This is a genomic window from Nocardioides cremeus (assembly GCF_030518195.1).
GTDB lineage: Bacteria > Actinomycetota > Actinomycetes > Propionibacteriales > Nocardioidaceae > Nocardioides > Nocardioides cremeus.
Genome location: NZ_JAULSC010000004.1, coordinates 1 through 16,970 on the forward strand (window position 1 = coordinate 1; position 16,970 = coordinate 16,970).

The 16,970-nt window shown below is 74.3% G+C and carries 14 protein-coding genes; 10 read left to right on the plus strand and 4 right to left on the minus strand.

The window, feature by feature from the left end:
- Nucleotides 1–410: 410 nt before the first annotated feature.
- A complete protein-coding gene (locus tag QWJ41_RS05715) occupies nucleotides 411–1,691 on the minus strand; it encodes an HNH endonuclease signature motif containing protein (protein WP_302706366.1) in 1,281 nt (426 codons plus the stop codon).
- A 158-nt stretch (nucleotides 1,692–1,849) separates the two neighbouring features.
- Here QWJ41_RS05715 and QWJ41_RS05720 point away from each other — a divergent pair, with 158 nt between their 5' ends.
- Nucleotides 1,850–2,374 (plus strand): GNAT family N-acetyltransferase, encoded by a 525-nt coding sequence (locus QWJ41_RS05720; protein WP_302706368.1) that lies wholly within the window; start codon nucleotides 1,850–1,852, stop codon nucleotides 2,372–2,374.
- A gap of 6 nt (nucleotides 2,375–2,380) precedes the next feature.
- On the opposite strand, the gene QWJ41_RS05725 is transcribed toward QWJ41_RS05720, so the two are convergent.
- The 3 genes from QWJ41_RS05725 to QWJ41_RS05735 all read right to left on the minus strand — a co-directional run bounded on the left by QWJ41_RS05725 (nucleotide 2,381) and on the right by QWJ41_RS05735 (nucleotide 8,194).
- Complete coding sequence (locus QWJ41_RS05725) at nucleotides 2,381–4,042, minus strand: amidohydrolase (RefSeq protein ID WP_302706370.1); 1,662 nt, start codon at nucleotides 4,040–4,042, stop codon at nucleotides 2,381–2,383.
- A 46-nt stretch (nucleotides 4,043–4,088) separates the two neighbouring features.
- Nucleotides 4,089–7,676, minus strand: a complete 3,588-nt coding sequence (locus QWJ41_RS05730; RefSeq protein ID WP_302706372.1) for a SpoIIE family protein phosphatase — start codon at nucleotides 7,674–7,676, stop codon at nucleotides 4,089–4,091.
- Nucleotides 7,677–7,795: 119 nt separating this feature from the next.
- Nucleotides 7,796–8,194, minus strand: coding sequence for a hypothetical protein (locus QWJ41_RS05735; RefSeq protein ID WP_302706374.1), 399 nt, complete (start codon nucleotides 8,192–8,194; stop codon nucleotides 7,796–7,798).
- A gap of 226 nt (nucleotides 8,195–8,420) precedes the next feature.
- Here QWJ41_RS05735 and QWJ41_RS05740 point away from each other — a divergent pair, with 226 nt between their 5' ends.
- The 9 genes from QWJ41_RS05740 (at nucleotide 8,421) to QWJ41_RS05780 (ending at nucleotide 16,931) form a co-directional block, all read left to right on the plus strand.
- A complete protein-coding gene (locus QWJ41_RS05740; RefSeq protein ID WP_302706376.1) occupies nucleotides 8,421–9,248 on the plus strand; it encodes an amidohydrolase family protein in 828 nt (275 codons plus the stop codon).
- 66 nt (nucleotides 9,249–9,314) lie between these two features.
- Nucleotides 9,315–9,839, plus strand: coding sequence for an MSMEG_0572/Sll0783 family nitrogen starvation response protein (locus QWJ41_RS05745; protein WP_302706378.1), 525 nt, complete (start codon nucleotides 9,315–9,317; stop codon nucleotides 9,837–9,839).
- A 19-nt stretch (nucleotides 9,840–9,858) separates the two neighbouring features.
- Nucleotides 9,859–10,959, plus strand: coding sequence for an MSMEG_0568 family radical SAM protein (locus QWJ41_RS05750; RefSeq protein WP_302706380.1), 1,101 nt, complete (start codon nucleotides 9,859–9,861; stop codon nucleotides 10,957–10,959).
- Nucleotide 10,960: 1 nt separating this feature from the next.
- Nucleotides 10,961–12,385, plus strand: a complete 1,425-nt coding sequence (locus QWJ41_RS05755) for an MSMEG_0567/sll0787 family protein (protein WP_302706382.1) — start codon at nucleotides 10,961–10,963, stop codon at nucleotides 12,383–12,385.
- Nucleotides 12,385–13,290 carry a carbon-nitrogen hydrolase family protein gene (locus tag QWJ41_RS05760; RefSeq protein WP_302706384.1) on the plus strand — a complete coding sequence of 302 codons (906 nt, stop codon included), beginning with the start codon at nucleotides 12,385–12,387 and terminating at the stop codon, nucleotides 13,288–13,290. Before QWJ41_RS05755 ends, QWJ41_RS05760 begins: the two co-directional genes overlap by 1 nt.
- A 1-nt stretch (nucleotide 13,291) precedes the next feature.
- Complete coding sequence (locus QWJ41_RS05765; RefSeq protein ID WP_302706784.1) at nucleotides 13,292–13,582, plus strand: MSMEG_0570 family nitrogen starvation response protein; 291 nt, start codon at nucleotides 13,292–13,294, stop codon at nucleotides 13,580–13,582.
- 1 nt (nucleotide 13,583) lies between these two features.
- Complete coding sequence (locus tag QWJ41_RS05770; RefSeq protein WP_302706386.1) at nucleotides 13,584–14,933, plus strand: MSMEG_0569 family flavin-dependent oxidoreductase; 1,350 nt, start codon at nucleotides 13,584–13,586, stop codon at nucleotides 14,931–14,933.
- A 16-nt stretch (nucleotides 14,934–14,949) separates the two neighbouring features.
- Entirely contained in the window at nucleotides 14,950–15,816 is an 867-nt protein-coding gene (locus tag QWJ41_RS05775; protein WP_302706388.1) for a carbon-nitrogen hydrolase family protein, read from the plus strand.
- Nucleotides 15,813–16,931, plus strand: coding sequence for an MSMEG_0565 family glycosyltransferase (locus QWJ41_RS05780; protein WP_302706389.1), 1,119 nt, complete (start codon nucleotides 15,813–15,815; stop codon nucleotides 16,929–16,931). The genes QWJ41_RS05775 and QWJ41_RS05780 overlap by 4 nt, the downstream gene beginning before the upstream one ends.
- Nucleotides 16,932–16,970: the final 39 nt, after the last annotated feature.

Here is a 16,970-nt window from a genome sequence, read left to right on the forward strand (position 1 = left end):
GGTCGAGCAGGGAGGAGCGCCAGCGACGAGCGACGCCGAGACCCGTGAGGCCCCGTTGGTCGAGCAGGGAGGAGCGCCAGCGACGAGCGACGCCGAGACCCCGCGAGCACCGCGCTCGCCGTACGCCATGGGGTCACCGGGTTTCGGCGACGCTCGAGCCTTCGGCCCTCGCTGCTCAACCAACGACACGCGGCAGCCCCGTTGGTCGAGCAGGGAGGAGCGCCAGCGACGAGCGACGCCGAGACCCGTGAGGCCCCGTTGGTCGAGCAGGGAGGAGCGCCAGCGACGAGCGACGCCGAGACCCCGCGAGCACCGCGCTCGCCGTACGCCATGGGCTCACTGGGTTTCGACGACGCTCGAGCCTTCGGCCCTCGCTGCTCAACCTACGGCGGCAAGTTCCGCGCGTGCCTCTAGGTTCGCCGGTGGAAGGTGACCTGGTTGTCGCCGCCTACGTCGGCCTCGTACTCGGGATCATGAATCCGGCGGTGGTGGAACGGGCACAGCAGCCGTCCGCGGGCCAGGTCGGTGTGGCCGTGACGGGACCAGGGGTCGTCGTGGTGGGCGTGGCACATCGCCGGCGGGGCGTCACAGCCCTTCGCGGTGCAGCCGCCGTCGCGGATGCCCATGGCGATCCGCTGGGCCGGGGTGAAGTACCGCCTCGCGCGTCCCACGTCGAGCGGCTGGCCGCCCCCGCCGAGGACAACGGGGACGACGCCGGCCTCACAGGCCAGGCGGCGTGCGGTCGCGGCGCTGATCCGGTCGCCGGTGTCGAGCGTGGCCGCCGCCAGACCGCCCTTCAGCGAGTCGAGGGTCATCGTCACCACGACCGTGGCGTTCACCCCGCCTGCCTGGGGCAGGTCGTTGGGATTCAGCCGTTCGACGAGCTCCACGAACGCGGCACCGAGCCGCTGCGCCGTCGGGCGCCGTACCGGCACCGGCGCCTGCTCGTCCTGCTCACTCCGCCCGCCCGCGTCGTCGGCGGCACGGTTCGCGATCTGGTGCTTCGGTGCCGCGAACGCCAGCAGTGCCCGCTCCAGCATCTGCCCCACCAGCAGCGGCACCGCGAAGGACCCCTTGATCCGTCCGTGGCCGTCCTCGCGCATCCGGAACACCGACGACTTCTCGGCCTCGCGCTCCTCGCGGTCCAGCTGCTCGGCCTCCCACGCCTCGGCCACCTCGGGCGCGACCACCTCGAGGATCCGGCGACCCAGCACCCGCAACGCCTTGGCGTCATGCACCTCCGCGAACGCCACCAGCGCCTTCGCCGCCTGCTCCAACACAGCGGCGTCCAAGTCGTCGGGCAGCTCGTCCAGGGCAGTGCAGATCACCGACGCCTGCTCCGCGATGACGTCACCGCGACCCAGCGCCTCCCGCACCACGTCGTACCGATCCAGACCCGCCGCCAGACGCACCTGACGGAACGACTCCCGCTTCGTCGACCGCGTCGCGTTGGAGTGCCACACCGCCACCGAGGGCGACGCATTCGTCTCCGCCACCGCCACGCTTTCCGCGTGCACGAGGGTCCGCGACTTCAGCTCGACCACCCTCGCCTCGAGCCGTGCGATGTCGACCATCGCCTCCGCCGTCGCCGCCTGGCCCATCGACCAGGTCGGCACCTCGGCGAGCTCGTCGAGCAGCGAGTGCATGCGCGCGACCGCCCCGTTGATGGGGTGCGCCGCGGTGGTGGACATGAGTAAAGTATCTCAGGGCCCACCGACAAAGCACCAGGTCAGAAGCCGTTTTCCACAGGCAGATCGAAACTTTTTTCGAGGCGCTCGAGACGGTGCGGACGTGACCTCTCGATGGTGCGAAACTGACTGCTCGTCCAGGCAACCGAGAGGCAGCGACCATGTGGGCCACGCGCGCGGAGACGACGCACGACCGCGCCGCCGTACACCGCGTGCTCATCGCCGCCTTCCCGACAACGGCCGAGGCCGAACTCGTCGACCGTCTCCGCGGTGACCCCGAGGCCTGGATCCCCGAGCTGTCAGTGGTGGCCGCGGACGAGCGGGGCGAGGTCGTGGCCCTCGCGCTGATGACTCGTTGTCACGTGGGTGGGGACCCCGCGCTCGCGCTCGCGCCCTGCGCCGTCCTGCCCGAGCACCAGCGGCGCGGGGCGGGCGCCGCGACGATCCGGCACGGGCTGCACGTTGCCGCCGCACGCGGTGAGCGGCTGGTCGTGGTGCTGGGCCACCCCACCTACTATCCCCGCTTCGGCTTCAGCCCCGCCTCGGCGCTGGGTGTGACTGCCCCGATGGAGGTCCCCGACGACAGCTTCCTCGCACTGCGTCTCGGCGAGGGCGACCGCAACCCCGGCACCGGCCCCGCCGGTCCCACAGGCACCGTCAGGTACGCCGCGGCCTTCGGCCTGTGACCGGCCTCAGTCGCGGCGGTAGACCTCCGAGCCCCGCGCCCAGGCGGTGACAGGCTCGGCGGAGCCGATCTCGTCCTCGTGCAGGTCGAAGGGGTCACGGTCGAGCACCAGCACGTCGGCGGAGGCGCCGACGCGCAGGTTGCCGGAGTCCTCCTGGTGGTTCGCGTGGGCGGCACCGCTGGTGTAGGCCTGCAGCGCCTGGAGCAGGGTGAGCCCCTGGTCGTCGCGCATCGGCGGCTCCTCGTCGCTCTCGTCGGTGCTGCGCGAGGAGCGGTTGACCAGCACGTGGATGCCCTCCATCGGGTCGGGCGGGTTGATCGGCCAGTCCGAGCCGCCGGCCACCAGCGCCCCGCTGTCGACGATGTCGGCGAAGGGGTACTGCCAGTCGAGGCGCTCGTCATCGAGGTAGGGCTTGACCATCTGCACGGCGGGGGTGTTGTAGCGCGCCCACATGCCCTCGACGTTGGCGATCGCGCCGAGCAGTCGGAAGCGGTTGCGGTCGACCGGCGCGACCAGCTGGAGGTGCGCGAGCTGGTGGCGCTGGTTGCTCCAGCCGTGGCGGCGTCGCGCGGCCTCGATGGCGTCCAGCGAGGTGCGCACGGCCCGGTCGCCCAGGGCGTGGAAGTGTGCCTGGAAGCCGGCGGCGTCGAGCGCGCACACGGCCTCGTCGAGCTGCTCGGGCTCCATGAACGCCAGCCCCCGCTCGCCGCCCGCGCAGGGGCAGCGGGCGCCGCCGAGGTAGGGCTCGTCGACGGCCATGGTGAGGGTCTCGGAGACCCCGTCGACCATCAGCTTGACCGACCCGGCGTCGAGGCCGGCCTCGCCGAGGCGGGCCCGCTCGGCCTCCAGCTCCTCGATCTGCTCGACACCACGGTTGCGGTCCCACCACAGCGCCAACCGCACCCGCGCGGTCAGCTCGTCGGCCTCCACGAGGTCGAGGTAGGCCTGGGTCGGGTCGTCGATGCCGGCGTACCCGCCGACCAGGGCGTCCTGCCAGCCGACGATGCCCCACGAGTGCAGGTGCGCCTCGGCGTCGCGCAGCGCAGCGTGCTTCTCCTCGCGCGTGGTGTCGACCAGGCGGTGCACCAGCAGCGCCGCGGCCTCGCGCAGCGTGCCGGTGGGGTTCCCGTCGGCGTCGCGCTCGATCCACCCGTCCGGCGGGTCGGGGGTGTCGCGGTCGATGCCGGCCAGCTCGAGGGCGCGGGTGTTGACCCACGCGTTGTGGTGGTCGTTGCTGGGCAGGAACGCCGGACGGTGCGGCACGACGCGGTCGAGCATCTCGGCGGTCGGGCCGGTGCTCGCGTCGAAGTCGTCCAGCGACCACCCACCGCCACGGAACCACCGGTCGCCGACGTCGCCCTGCTCGGCGACGCAGTCGGCGATCTTCTCGAGGCACGCCTCGGCCCCGGTGCAGTCGGTCAGCAGCGCGCTGCGCAGCTCGAGCCCGCCGATGAGCGGATGGATGTGGGCGTCGTGGAAGGCCGGCATCACCAGGCCGCCGCCGGCGTCGACCTCCTCGGCCCGACGGCCACCGGCCGCCATCTCCTCCCGCACCCGGTCGAGAGGACCCACCGCGTAGATCCTGCTGCCGCGCACGCCCACGGCGTGGTCGTGGTGGTACTTCAGCCCGTCGAAGAGCCGTCCGTTGGCGAAGATCAGGTCGCTCATTGCTGCCCCGTCCGGTGGAGATCGGTCTCGCTCGGTCCCGGCGAGCCTAGGCCCGCGGAGGGGGTGAGGCGGGGCCCCGGGGCGGCCAGGCCGCCCACCCCACGGCGTCGGCGCCCTCCTCCAGCTGGGCCCGCACCTGCTCGATCATCCACTCCCGCAGGAGCACGACGTCGGGCTCGGCCCGCACGGTGAGCATCCGCTCGTCGTCGGGGCCCTCGTCGAAGAGCGCGAGCAGGTCGTGCAGCCGGGCGGCCCCGACCGCCGCCGAGGCCGGCAGCTCGACCGTCACGTCGAGCTCCGCGAGACCTCGCGCGTGCGCCTCCTCGACCGCCAGCCGGGTGCCGCGGCGCAGGGGCGCGAAGGCGCTCAGCAGCTCGCGCACCTCGTCTATCGAGGCGAGGCCGGGGTCGAGCACGTGGGTGGCCGAGAGCAGCTGCAGGTCGCGGACGAGCTCGTCGATGTGCTCGTCCTGACGCAGCCACAGCCGCACCGGGCAGCCACGCAGGAGCACCGGCGACGTCTCCGCGGGGCCGCCGTCCTCCGGCTCGACGCCGACCGGCCCCGGAGGCGAGTCGGGTGGGCGCACCGGCCTGTCGGCACGCTCGTCGAGCAACCGCGCCCAGACCCTCGTCCCACCGGGGAAGCGCTCGACGCCCCAGTCGTCGGCCAGCACCGAGACGATGCCGAGACCACGCCCGGTCGTGGGCTCGCCGTACGACGGGTCGTCGGGCTCCGCGACCAGGCGCGGCACCACGGCCTCGGCCGGGACGACGCCCTCGTCGCTCACCGACACCGTGACCGCGCCGTGGTCCAGGCGCACCGAGACGTCCATCGACACGCCCTGGCTGTGCAGCGCGGCGTTGGCGGCCAGCTCGCCCACGCAGAGCTCGGCGTCGTCGACCAGCTCGACGTCACGCCCGCGCAGCGTCTCGCGGACGAAGCGGCGCGCTCCGGGGACGCTCGAGGGGTCGGCCGGGAACCGTGTCCGCACGATCCGACCGCTCAGCAGGGTCCTGCCGGCGGCGGCCCCCTCGGCACCGTCGGGGCCCTCGGCACCGGTGCCCGTCCTGCCGTCCCGGGGCGGCGGCGACCCGTCCTGCTCGTGCAGCCGGACCGCCACCAGCGCGATGTCGTCCTCCCGGACGCTCGGCACCATCCGCACCAGCAACCGGTCGCAGAGCTCGTCGAGCGGGCAGTCGAGCGCAGCCAGGCTCGCCAGCTCGCGCCGCAGCCGGTCGAGCCCCACGTCGAGGTCCTCGCCGCGCCGCTCGACCAGCCCGTCGGTGAACAGCACCACCGTCGAGCCGCGCGGCAGCACCGCCTGGTGCTCGCCCCGCTCGGCGTCGGGGTCGAGGCCCAGCAGCAGGTCGGGGTCGTCGGTGCTCAGCAGGTCGACGGAGCCGTCGGGGGCCAGGACGACCGGCGGCGGGTGCCCGGCGTTCGACCACCGCAGGCGGGTCACGCCCTCCTCGACCTCCGCGGGGGTCTGCTCGAGGCGGGCCAGCACCGCGGTGGCGGTCGTGTCGACGCCCAGGGTGTCGAGGGCCCGGTCGACCCCGTGCAGCACGTCGGCGGGCCCCTGCCCGCTGAAGACCGAGATCCCGCGCAGCAGGTTGCGCACCTGCCCCATCGCGGCCGCGGCGGCGGTGTCGTGGCCCACCACGTCACCGATGACCAGCATGGTGGCTCCGGCGTCCTGGACGAAGGCGTCGTACCAGTCGCCGCCCACCTGGGCGGTCTCGGCGGCGGCCTCGTAGCGCACCACGATCTCGAGGTGGTCGGGCTGCGGGGGCGCGGTGAGCAGACTGCGCTGCAGGCCCTCGGCGAGGTCGCGCTGCTCGGCGAAGAGCCGGGCGTTGTCGACGGCCAGTCCGGCGCGCTCGGCGACCTGGGCGAGGGTGTCGAGGTCGTCGCCGCTGAAGGCGCCGCTCGAGGGGTCGCGCAGCACCGTGAGCAGCCCGACCACGCGGTCGCGTCCGCGCAGGGTGACGACCGCGACGTGCTCGGGTGCGAGCCGGCGGACCAGGTCGGTCACCTCGCCCTCCTCGAAGACGGCGCAGAGCCCCTCGGTCGCGCCGGGGGCGACGATCGGACGGTCGGCGGCCAGCACCGCGGGCATGAAGGACTGGTCGACCAGGCGCGAGAGCCGCACCTCGGCGAACCGGTCGACGAGGGGCTGCGACTCCCGGTCGCGGTGCCAGCCGCCGACGTCGCGCAGACCGGGGAGCCGCCCCTCGTGGCCGGGCTCCTCGACCAGCGTGCCGACGCACCAGTCCCCCAGCCCCGGCACGACCAGGGCGCCCAGCCGCGCGAGCGCCTCCTCGAGGTCGAGGGTGCCACCGAGCTGCTCGGTCACGGAGGCCACCAGCGCGTCGCGCCGCGCGGTGCGCGCCACCTGCTCCTGAGCGCGGTGCCGGGCGGTGACGTCGACGAAGTAGACCGCCAGGCCGTCGGGGTTGGGCCAGGCCCGCACCTCGTACCAGGCGTCGAGCGGCTCTGGGTAGTAGGCGTCGAAGGCGACCGGCTCACCGGTGCGGGCGGAGAGGCGGTAGTGGTGCTCGAAGTCGCTGCCGACGGCGGCGGGGAAGCAGACCCAGATGTCCTGGCCGGCCAGCTCGTCACGGCTGCGGCCGAGCAGCCGCTCGGCCTCGCCGTTGAGGTAGGAGAAGCGCCAGCTGCGGTCCAGCTGGAAGAAGGCGGTGGGCATCGACTCCAGCACCCGGGCTACGCGGGCCTCGCCCTCCTGCACGGCCGTGGTGTCGTACGCCGCACCCAGCACGCGCAGCGCCCGCCCGCCGCCGTCTCCGAGCCCGCGCCCACGCGCGCCGATCCAGCGCACCCGGCCGTCGGGAAGGTGGATGCGGTACTCGGCGGCGTACTCGCCGCAGGTGGCGATGGCGCGCTCGAGGGCGGCGGTGACGCGGGGCCGGTCCTCGGCGTCGACCATGTCGGTGAAGGCATCGATGGTGCCGCCGAACGTGTCGGGGGCGAGGCCGAAGAGCTCGAGGAGCCGGTCGTCGAAGCGCAGCTCGCCGGTGGTCAGGTCCCACTCCCAGGCGCCCACCCCAGCCGCGTCGGTCGCGAGCCGCCAGGCCACCTGCTGCGCCTCGTAGTCGGAGCCCAGCGCAGCCAGCTCGAGGTCCCCGACCACCGCCTCGGCCAGCCGTTGGAGGGTGCTCTCGTCGAGCTCCGACCAGTCGCGCGGCTCCGGGTCGTAGACGCACAGTGCGCCCACGACCTGACCGCCGGAGACCACCAGGGGGACCCCCAGGTAGGCCCCGACCGCGCCGGAGACGACCGGCGGCAGCGCCCGGACCCGCGGGTCCGTGCCGGCCGAGGGCACCACGAGCGGCGCACCGAGCCCGACGGTGACCGTGCACAGGGAGTCCGCGGCCGGGGTCTCCACGCCGACGGCGGCGCTGCCGGCACCATGGCCGCCGACCACGACCTGGGTCTCACCGATCAGCGAGACCTGGGCGGACCCCGCGTCGAGCAGCGCCGCGGCCAGCTCGCACAGGCGGTCGAGCGAGGAGCTGCGTCCGCTGCCGACGACCAGGCGGCGTACGACCGCGGTCCGCACGTCGGGCGTGGAGCCCGCGCGGTGCGGGACCCCGGACGAGCCCGTCGATGCCATCGTCGTGCCTCCACGCTCGCGGAGGCGGGCCTCCCCGCGCGTCCTGCGCGGCACCGGATCTTAACCGGAGGAGGGCGGCGGCACCTCGCCCCTGCGGAGGGGCGCTGCGGTCCGTCCCCTCAGGACGGCAGGGCGGTCCCGCGCGCGAGGTGGTCCGTCAGGGCCCGGCGACTGACGGCCTCGGTGGTCAGGAGCGTCAGCCGCGGCGAGAGGGCCTCGCCCTGCAACCGCCGCGACACCCCGTGCACGAGCGCCGTCACGTCGTGTCCGTCGACCGCGCCGGTGTACTCGGCGGCGAGGCCGGCGGCCAGCTCGTCCTCCGCGGCCGTGGCGACCTCGTCGACGACCGGGTAGGAGGCGGCCGTCGCCCCGTCGGCCTCGGCGGCGGGCAGCGGACCCGCCAGGACGGTCGCGCCGACGAGCGCCACGGTGACGGCGGCGCGCTTGCCGCGCCCCGGGACGGAGCGGATCGCAGCGGCGACGCGGGCGGACCTGCGGGGACGGGCTGGCGATGTCATGCACCGAGCGTGCGGCACCGACCTGACAGTGGCCTGATGATCCACCGTGAGTCCCCTACGGACCGCACCGGTGCCGCCGTCCGTGTCCAGGAGCCCCCCGGTCGAGACCACCGGGCCGGGGGGAGAAGACGGCTGCCGCCCCCGCAACCAGGATTTTACAGACCAGGTAGCACCCCGTATTCCTGTCTCAACCAGGCTGAAACATGTCCGCGGTGGACTTCTCGACATGCCCACCGCCGCCCACGACGCCCATCGGCACATCGGCCGGTTGCCGTCGTACCCGTTCTACGGCGGCCCACCGATCAGCCCCGACACCACCGCCCGCGAGAGCGTGGCCGAGCTCTTCGCCGACCTCGACGCAGAGCGCACCGAGCGGGCGCTGGTGCTCCCCAACTACGGCGTCCCCGACCCCGACGTGGCCTTCGGGCTCAACCACCTCGCCCTGGAGGCCGCGCAGGCCGACGACCGGGTGCGCTGCGGCCTGTGGGTCTCGCCCAAGGGCAGCGACAGCGAGCGCAACACCGCGTCCCTGGCCCTGGCCGGTGAGGAGGGGGTCGCCGCGCTGAAGACCAGCTTCCTCCTCGGCGGCGCCGTCGACGCCGAGGACTCGGCCGAGGAGCTCGAGCGGATCTTCACCGTCGCCGCCGAGCGCGACCTCGTGGTCCACGTGCACACCTCCCCCGGCGCCGCGAGCGACGTGGACCAGGTCGGGAGGCTGGTGGAGGCCTACGGGGCACGGACCCGCATCCACCTGGTCCACCTCGGCGGCGGGATGAGCGGGCACATGAAGCTCATCGGCGGAAGGTTCTTCGACTGGATCGAGCGCGGCCTGCAGGTCTACACCGACACCTCCTGGGCCATCGGCTTCGCGCCGGCCTGGCTGTGCCAGGAGATCCAGCGGCGCGGCATCGGCCACGACCGCGTCCTCTTCGCCACCGACACCCCCTGGGGCGACCACGCCGGCGAGCACGCCCGGCTGGCCGCCGCCACCGACGACCCCGAGCTCACCGACGCGCTCTTCCGGGGCAACTTCGAGGCCCTCTACGGGTCCTGAGGCGCACGACCAGCAGCACCTGCACGTCGACCACCCGCACCCACCTCTCACCACCAGGAGACGCACATGTCCGTGTTCGACGACGAGATCCTCGCCGCGATGGAGAAGTCCAAGGCCGAGGTCCCCCACCCCTCACAGGGCAAGGGCACCAACCTCTACGGCTCCACCAAGCTGTTCCCCGACTACCAGGCCAGCGAGGGCCAGGCCTGGCTCACCCTCGTGCACGGCATCCCCCACGAGTCCTCCGTCTCGTTCGTGGCCGTCCTGCAGACCACGCGGGCGCTGCGCAAGGGCTTCGACGCCACGCTCTACTTCTACGGCCCCGGCGCGCTGGCGTGCGCCGACACCCGCGGCTTCCCGACCACCGGCGACGTGGCCTTCCCCGGCAACCAGAACATGAACGACGCGATCAAGACGTTCATCGCCGAGGGCGGCACCGTGCTTTGCTGCCGCTTCGGCATGGCCCTGCACGGCCAGCGCGAGGAGGACCTCATCGAAGGGGTCATCCCGTGCCACCCGCTCGACGTCCAGGACGCGGTGATCCACTTCGCCAACAAGGGCGCGATCATCAACTCCGTCTACAACCTCTGATCTCGGACGGACCCTGACGATGGCCGCGCCGACCAGCACCACAGGCAACCACCCGACGAGCACCGCCAGCGCCACGCGCGTGGACCTGGCGATCCAGGGGATCCGACTCGCCGACGCGCCGGTCTCCCGCCGGGCCGGAGCCGGACCGAGCGACGACGGGCACGTGCTGCTGGACGGAGTCGGCGCGGCCATCCCCCTCAACCCCCGCAGCCCCTACACCGTCGCCGGTGGCAAGCTCCTGCTCGACGGCGCCGACACCGGCCTGGGCGTGGAGACCATCACCCGCCCCCGCTTCTACGACCTGACCACCGCCGACGGTGTCCCCTACGAGCAGATCGCCCGGCTGCACTCCGCCCGGGTGCTGGCCACCACGGTGGTGCAGACCTGCGTGCGCTACGACGAGGACCAGCGCTGCCGCTTCTGCGCCATCGAGGAGTCGTTGCGCCAGGGCTCGACCATCGCGGTGAAGTCCCCGGCGCAGGTCGCCGAGGTCGCGCTGGCCGCCCACGAGCTCGACGGCATCACGCAGATGGTGATGACCACCGGCACCTCCAACGGCCGCGACCGGGGCGCCACCCACCTCGCGCGGTGCGTCCGGGCGGTGCGTGAGGTGCTGCCCGATCTGCCCATCCAGGTCCAGTGCGAGCCCCCGGGCGACCTGGCCACGATCCAGGAGCTCCACGACGCCGGTGCCCGCTCCATCGGCATCCACGTGGAGTCCCTCGACGACGACGTGCGGCGCCGCTGGATGCCCGGCAAGGGCTCGGTCCCGATGAGCGAGTACCGCGCCGCCTGGGCCGAGGCGGTCCGCGTCTTCGGCTGGAACGAGGTCTCCACCTACCTGCTCGTCGGTCTCGGGGAGGACCCGGACGAGACGGTCGCCGCCGCCACCGAGCTCATCGACATGGGCGTCTACCCGTTCGTGGTCCCGTTCCGCCCGCTGGCCGGGACGCTGGCCACCGAGGTCGACCGGGTGCCGGCGCCGGACCCGCGCAACGTCGCGTCGGTGACCAGCCGCGTCGGCGCCGCGCTGCGCCGCGCCGGGATGGCGGGCGCCGCCCAGTCCGCCGGCTGCGCGGCGTGCGGCGCCTGCTCGGCCCTCGCCTGCGAAGGAGCCTGAGATGACCCTCGACGTCTCGGTCCTCACCGGGCCCCTGCGCAGCACTCCGCGCGAGCGCCACGCCGACGCGTCGTACGTCGTCGTCGAGGCGGGGCCGCGCGAGCTGGCCGACTACCGGCGGCTGCGCCACGAGGTCTTCGTCGCCGAGCAGGGCCTCTTCCACGGCTCCGACGACGACCCGGTCGACGACGACCCGCGCACGGTGGTGCTCGTGGCCCGGGCCGGCGACGAGGTCCTCGGCGGCGTGCGCATCCACCCGGCTCCCACGGCCGACGGCACGCCGCCCGCCCGCGATCTGGGCTGGTGGCGGGGCAGCCGGCTGGCCGTGGCCGCCGACGCCCGGCTGCACCTCGGCGTCGGCGCGGCGCTGGTCCGCGCCGCCTGTGCGCGAGCCGAGACCCAGGGCGCGCTGCGCTTCGACGCCGAGATCCAGGCCCAGCACCGCCGGCTCTTCGAGCGGCTGGGCTGGAGCGTGCGCCACGAGACCGTGCGCCTCGCTCACCCGCACCTGGTCGTCGACTTCCCGATCGGGCGTGTCCAGCGGCTCGCGGAGGCGACCAAGGCGCCGCTGGGCCTGCTGCTCGCCGAGCTCTCCACGGGAGCCCCCGCGGGCTTCCGCGGGGACGACGCCGCGCCCGTGCCGGGCAGCGAGCTGGTCGCGGCCTGCGACGCGATCCTGCCCGCGATGGTCGAGCGCGACCCGGAGTGGGCGGGCTGGTGCAGCGTGCTGGTCAACCTCAACGACCTCGCCGCGATGGGCGCCCGGCCCGTCGGGCTGCTCGACGCCGTCGGCGCCCGCGACGCCTCCTTCGCCCGGCGCGTCCTGCGCGGGATCATCGATGCGGCCGCCGCCTGGGGCGTACCGGTCCTGGGGGGTCACACCCAGCTCGGGGTCCCCGGCCAGCTCGCGGTCACCGCCCTGGGCAGGACCTCGGCACCCGTCCCCGGGGGTGGCGGAAGGGCCGGGCAGCGCCTCCGGGTGACCGCCGATCTCGGCGGCGAGTGGCGTCGCGGCTACAGCGGTGCCCAGTGGGACTCCACCTCCCACCGCACCCCCGAACAGCTGCGATCCCAGCTGGAGGTGGTGCCGGCGCTCGCGCCGAGCGCCGCCAAGGACGTCAGCATGAGCGGCCTGGTGGGCAGCACCGGGATGCTGGCCGAGGCGAGCGGCTGCCGCGCGGTGCTCGACGTCGCGGAGGTGCCGACGCCGGACGGTGCGGGCACCGCCGACTGGCTCACCTGCTTCCCCGGGTTCGCCCTGGTCTCGGCCGAGGCCTCGGCACCCGACACCGACCTCCTCCCCTCCCACCTCACCACCGCAGCCTGTGGCGAGCTCCGTCCCGGCTCGGGTGTGGGCCTGCGCTGGCCGGACGGCGTCGTCACCGACGCCGTCACCTCCACCGTCACCGGAATGGGGACCGCCTGATGACCAGCACCACGCCTGCCCGCGCCGGCACCGCCGTGGCCGCAGCCTGCGCAGCCTTCGGCCGCGACGTCGAGGACAACCTCGCCCGGGTCGGTGGACTCGTCCAGGACGCCCGGGACCGCGGGGTCGGGCTGCTCGCGCTGCCCGAGGCCTGCCTGGGCGGCTACCTCTCGGTCCTCGGCGTCGGCCGGGACGGCAGCCACGACGAGCGTCCCGACGACCTGCCGCCCGCGATGGACCTCGACGGGCCCGAGCTGCGCCGCGTCGCGGAGATCGCACGGGAGATGACCGTGGTCGTCGGGCTGTGCGAGTCCGACGGGTCCGAGCGCTACAACACCGCCGCCGTCGTGACCGGCGACGGGGTGCTGGGTGCCCACCGCAAGGTGCACCAGCCGCTCGGGGAGTCGCTGTTCTACTCCGCCGGCCAGGACTTCGCCTGCGTGGACACGCCCATGGGCCGGCTGGGCACCCTGATCTGCTACGACAAGGCCTTCCCCGAGGCGGCCCGCGCGCTGGCCGTCGACGACGCCGACGTCATCGCCTGCATCTCCGCCTGGCCGGCCTCGCGCACCGCGACCGGAGCCTCGCTCGCCGAGGACCGCTGGACCCAGCGCTTCAACCTCTTCGACGCCGCCCGCGCCCTGGAGAACCAGGTCGTCTGGCTGGCCGCCAACCAGCACGGCACGTTCGGCAGGCTCCGCTTCGTCGCACACGCGAAGGTGGTCGGTCCCGGCGGCGACGTCCTGGCCACGACGGGGACCGAGCCCGGGCTGGCCGTCGCCGAGCTCGACGTGCCGGCAGCGCTCGAGACCGCCCGACGCGCGATGTTCCACCTGAGCGACCGCCGTCCCGAGACCTACGCCGCGGTCACCACCTCCTCCCTGACCGGAGCCGGGCGTGCCTGAGATGACCTTCACCGTGCGCTGGCCCGACGGACGCGTCGTCGAGCACTACTCGCCCTCCCTGGTCGTCCACGACCACCTGGCCGCCGGCGCCACCTACCCAGTCGCCGAGTTCCGGGACCGTGCCGCCACTGCGCTGGGCATCGCCAGCGAGCGGGTCCGTGCCCGGTTCGGCTTCGCCTGCACCTCCGCCGCGGCCAGCCTGACCGACATCGACGCGCTCGCCGCGACCTGCCCCGACCGGTCCACCGTGACCGTCCTCCGCCTCCACCCGCCCCTCCCGCAGGAGTCCTGAGATGACCGCACCCACCTCACCCCCCGCCCGTCGGACGCGCGTGGTCGTCGTCGGCGGCGGCCAGGCGGGGCTGGCGACCAGCTGGTTCCTGGTGCGCGACGGCGTCGACCACGTGGTCCTCGAGGCCGGCACCGCCGGCCACGAGTGGGCCGACACCCGCTGGGACAGCTTCACCCTCGTCACCCCGAACTGGCACTGCCGCCTTCCCGGCTACGCCTACGACGGCCCCGACCCGGACGGGTTCATGACTCGCGACCAGGTGGTCGAGTGGCTCGCCGGGTACGCACCGACCTTCGGGCCGCCGCTGCGCGAGCACACCCGAGTGACCTCGCTGGCCGAGTCCGAGGACGGCGGCTTCGTGGTCGAGGCGGTCGGACCGGAGGGCCCGGAGAGCTGGGCGGCCGAGGCGGTCGTCGTGTGCACCGGCGGCTACCACCTCCCGATCGTGCCGCCGTGGGCGCCGGCCGTGACGCGCGCGGTCACCCAGATCCACTCGGCCGACTACGTGGCCCCCGACCAGCTCCCCGGCGGCGGCGTGCTGGTGGTCGGGTCGGGCCAGTCCGGGGCCCAGATCGCCGAGGACCTGCACCTGGCCGGCCGCGAGGTGCACCTGGCGCTGGGCGACGCACCCCGGGTTGCCCGGTTCCACCGGGGGCGCGACAGCATGACCTGGCTGGCGGAGATGGGGCTCTACGACACCGCGGTCGCGCAGTACCCCGGCGGCGCCACCGCCCGCGAGAAGACCAACCACTACGTCACCGGGCGGGACGGGGGCCGCGACATCGACCTGCGCCGGTTCGCCGTGGAGGGGATGCGCCTCTACGGACTGCTCGAGGGCCTGGGTGCCGACGGGACGCGGCTCGCCTTCCGGCCCACGCTGCGGGCCGCGCTGGACTCGGCCGACGACGTGCACCGCTCGATCTGCCGCGACATCGACCGCTGGATCGAGACGCACGACGTGCCGGCGCCCCCGGGCGTTGCGTACGAGCCGGTCTGGGAGCCGCAGGAGGAGCCGACCTCGCTCGACCTCGCCGCGGCGGGGGTCTCCAGCATCGTGTGGGCCATCGGCTACCGGCCCGACTACCGGTGGGTGCGGGCCGGGGTGTTCGACGGCACCGGCCGGCCCACCCACACGCGGGGCGTCACCTCCGTCCCGGGGCTGTACTTCCTCGGCCTGCCGTGGCTGCACACCTGGGGCTCGGGACGGTTCCTCGGCATCGCCGCGGACGCCGAGCACGTGACCGGCCACCTCACCGGCCGCGCCGGCCCAGCCCTCACCGAGCCGGCCTCGGCCTTGGCGCGTCGGGTCTCCCCGGCTCCGGCCGCGTCGTCGGTCGCGCTGGCGGGCTAGCGGGATCCGGACTGCCGTGGGAGTCCTGCGCATCGGCGCCGTGGCCGCGCACTTCGGCCGTGACCTCGAACGAGCCCTGGCCAAGCTGGCCGGGATCGTCGCCGACGCCCGTGCGGCGGGGGTGGACCTGCTCGTCCTGCCCGACGCCACCCTGGGCGGCTACCTCTGCGACCTGCGGCGGCCCGATCCCTCCAGCCTCCCGCCGGGCCTGTGCGAGGACTCCCCCGAGATCGAGCGGGTGCGGACGCTGGCCGGCGACATGGTCCTCGCCCTCGGCTATACCGAGGAGGGCGTGGTGGCCGGCGAGCACCGGGTGTTCAACACCGCGGTGTGCCTCGACGGGTCCGGCGTGCTCGGACGGCACCGCAAGGTCCACCGCCCCGCCGGCGAGTCGCTGGTGTACGACGCGGGCGAGTCCTTCGCAGCCTTCGACACCCCGCTGGGGCGGCTCGGCATGCTCATCGACTACGACAAGACCTTCCCCGAGGCGGCTCGCTCCCTGGCGATGGACGGCGCGACGGTGCTGGCGTGCCTGTCCGCGTGGCCGGCCTCGGTCACCGACCGCGCCTCCCGGTTGCCGCAGGACCGGCAGTCGCGGCTCTTCGACCTCTACGACTGCGCCCGCGCCGCGGAGAACCAGGTCGTGTGGGTCTCCTCCAACCAGACCGGGGTGATGGGTGGCCTGCGCTTCCTCGGGCAGGCCAAGGTCGTCGGCCCGGGCGGCGACGTGCTGGCCCGCACCTCCTCCAAGGGCGGGCTGGCGGTCGCCGAGCTCGATCCGGAGGGCGAGGTCGCCCGGGCCCGCCGGGTGCTGCACCACCTGGCCGAACGCACCCCGGAGGCGTACCTGGCACTCCGCGCGGCGGACCGCGAGGGGGTGTGACCGTGCGGATCGCGCTGCTCACCTACTCCACCAAGCCCCGTGGTGGCGTCGTGCACACCCTGGCGCTGGCCGAGGCCCTGGCCGGTCTGGGTGAATCGGTCGACGTCTGGACCCTCGGGCGGGGCGGGGACACGACGTTCTTCCGCGGTGTCGACCCCCGGGTCGGTGTGCGGGCGGTGCCGTTCCCCGAGGTCGAGGGCGAGGACGTGGGGGCCCGCATCGTGCGATCCATCGCGGTGCTGCGCTCGGCCTTCGCCGTCGAGCGCGGCCGCTACGACGTGGTGCACGCCCAGGACTGCATCAGCGCGAACGCCGCCCTGCCCTGCGTGCGCACCATCCACCACCTCGACACCTTCACCACCCCCGAGCTGGTCGCCTGCCACGAGCGCGCCGTCGTCGAGCCCACCAGCCGCGTGTGCGTCTCGACCGCGGTCGCCGAGGAGGTGCGCCGCGGCTGGGGTCTGCGGCCCGCGGTGATCCCCAACGGAGTCGACGCCGCGCGGTTCGCCGAGGCCGCGCGCGACCACGCCGGGCGGTCTGCCTGGCGTGAGCGCATCGGCGCGCCGTACGTCCTGGCGTTGGGCGGCATCGAGCCGCGCAAGGGCACGCTGGACCTGCTCGAGGCGCACGCCGCCATGGTGCGCGCGTGCCCCGACCTCGCCCACGTCCGGCTGGTCCTCGGGGGCGGGGAGACCTTGTTCGACTACCGCGACTACCGCGCGGCGTTCGACACCCGCGCCGTGGAGCTGGCCGCTGAGCTGGGCACCGAACCGCTCGTGCTCGGCCCGGTCGACGACCCCGCGCTCCCCTCCCTGGTGGCCGAGGCCTCGGCACTCGGCTTCGTCTCCACCAAGGAGGGCTTCGGGCTGGCCGCCATGGAGGCGCTCGCGGCTGGTGTCCCGGTGGTCGCGCGGGACCTGCCGGTGCTGCGCGAGGTCCTCGGCGAGACGGTGGCGTACGCCTCCGACGTCGCCGGCATCGCCGACGCCATGGCGAGCGAGCTGCGCGAGCACCGCGACCCCGGCCCCGGCCGGGCCCTCGCGGGGTCCTACACCTGGGCCGCGGCAGCGCGGAAGCACGTCGACCTCTACCGCGAGGTCTCGGGCCTCGCCTGAACGACGGGCACTGCTGCCTGGGGGCGCCTCCCTGCGCCC